The sequence below is a fragment of the Deinococcus pimensis DSM 21231 genome (genome assembly GCF_000519345.1).
GTDB classification, from domain to species: Bacteria; Deinococcota; Deinococci; order Deinococcales; family Deinococcaceae; genus Deinococcus_A; species Deinococcus_A pimensis.
Genome location: NZ_KI912657.1, coordinates 116,566 through 118,265 on the forward strand (window position 1 = coordinate 116,566; position 1,700 = coordinate 118,265).

General features: G+C 74.0%; 3 protein-coding genes. All 3 read left to right on the plus strand.

The features are described from left to right. Nucleotides 1-207: hypothetical protein (locus DEIPI_RS40130; protein WP_027482529.1), on the plus strand; the 207-nt coding region annotated here is incomplete at its 5' end. Further along, nucleotides 204-1,292: an ATP-binding protein gene (locus tag DEIPI_RS40135; protein WP_027482530.1), complete on the plus strand. Its 1,089-nt coding sequence runs from the start codon at nt 204-206 to the stop codon at nt 1,290-1,292. The genes DEIPI_RS40130 and DEIPI_RS40135, both read left to right, overlap by 4 nt. Further along, a partial coding sequence (locus tag DEIPI_RS0116805) for a DUF5682 family protein (protein ID WP_027482531.1) occupies nt 1,292-1,700 on the plus strand: 409 nt, incomplete at its 3' end. The genes DEIPI_RS40135 and DEIPI_RS0116805, both read left to right, overlap by 1 nt.

Sequence of the window (1,700 nt, forward strand, 5' to 3'; positions counted from 1 at the left end):
TCCGGACCCGAGGGCGCGCGCGGCCTTCGCTGGCCGTGGACCGCGCAGACGAGCGAGGCCGCGTACCGCCTCGACCCCGACACGCCGCTCCCCGAACTCCCGGCGACCGCCGACGACGACGCGCACGGGGCCTGGGCGGCCCTCACGCACACCCTCCGCCTCCGCCGCGAGCTCCGGCTCGCGTTCTCCAAGAGGAGCACCGAATGACCCAGCCCACGAACGTCCTGAGACAGCACGCCGAGCAGGCCTACGCGCACGAACTCGCCGCCCTCGCCGCGCACGACGCGCACCCCCGCCCGCCGCGCTGGAACCTCAGCCCGCGCGCCGTCGTGACGTACCTCGTCGGGGGCACCCTCCCCGACGGCACGGTCGTCACGCCGAAGTACGTCGGCGACCGCCGCCTCATGGAGGTCGCCGTGGCCACCCTCGCGACGGACCGGGCCCTGCTGCTGCTCGGCGTGCCCGGCACCGCCAAGAGCTGGGTCAGCGAGCACCTCGCGGCCGCCGTGAGCGGCGACAGCACCCTGCTCGTGCAGGGCACCGCCGGAACGTCCGAGGAGGCCGTACGCTACGGCTGGAACTACGCGCGCCTCCTCGCGGAGGGACCCAGCGAGGCCGCCCTCGTGGAGAGCCCCGTCATGCACGCGATGCGCGAGGGCCGCATCGCCCGTGTCGAGGAGCTCACCCGCATTCCCAGCGACGTGCAGGACACGCTCATCACGATCCTCTCGGAGAAGACGCTGCCCGTGCCGGAACTGCGCTCGGAGGTGCAGGCGACGCGCGGCTTCAACCTCATCGCCACCGCGAACAACCGCGACAAGGGCGTCAACGAGCTCTCCAGCGCCCTCAAGCGGCGCTTCAACACGGTGGTCCTGCCGACGCCCGCCACCCTCGACGAGGAGATCGGCATCGTCACGCAGCGCGTCGCGCAGCTCGGGCGCGCGCTCGGCCTGCCCGAGGTGCCGCCCGCCCACGAGGAGGTGCGCCGCGTCGTCACCGTCTTCCGTGAGCTGCGCGCGGGCGTCACCCTCGACGGGAAGACCACCCTCAAGACGCCGAGCGGCACCCTCAGCACCGCGGAGGCGATCAGCGTGATGAACCAGAGCCTCACGCTCGCCGCGCACTTCGGGGACGGCACGCCCAGCGCCGGGGACGTCGCGGCGAGCCTCGTCGGGGCCGTCGTGAAGGACCCCACGCAGGACCCGCTGGTGTGGCGCGAGTACCTCGAGACGGCCGTGAAGCGCCGCGCGGGCTGGGGTGAGTTCTACGACGCCTGCCGCGAGGTGAGCTGATGTCGGACGCGGCCCGCGTGACGGTCCTCGGGATCCGGCATCACGGCCCGGGCTCGGCGCGCAGCCTCCTGCAGGCTCTGGAGGCCCTGCGGCCCGACCACGTGCTGGTGGAGGGACCCGTGGACGCCGACGACCTCACGGCCTTCGTCACGCACGAGGACCTCGTCCCGCCCGTGGCGCTCCTCGCGTACGTGCCGGGCGAGGAGGGCCGCTCGGTGATGTACCCCTTCGCGGCGTTCAGCCCGGAGTACGTGGCGCTCCGCTGGGCGAAGGAGCGCGGCGTCAGGGCGGGCTTCATGGACCTGCCCTCGGGCGCGATGCTCGCGGAGGTCCCCTCGGCTCCCGGGGCGGCGGACGAGGACTCCTCGGCCGTCGAGGCCGCGCCGGACCCGCTGGACCTGCTGGCCC

Bases quoted from the DNA above. Each gene is read 5' to 3' on its own strand.
- DEIPI_RS40135 (WP_027482530.1), top strand. From the start codon at position 204: ATGACCCAGCCCACGAACGTCCTGAGACAGCACGCCGAGCAGGCCTAC.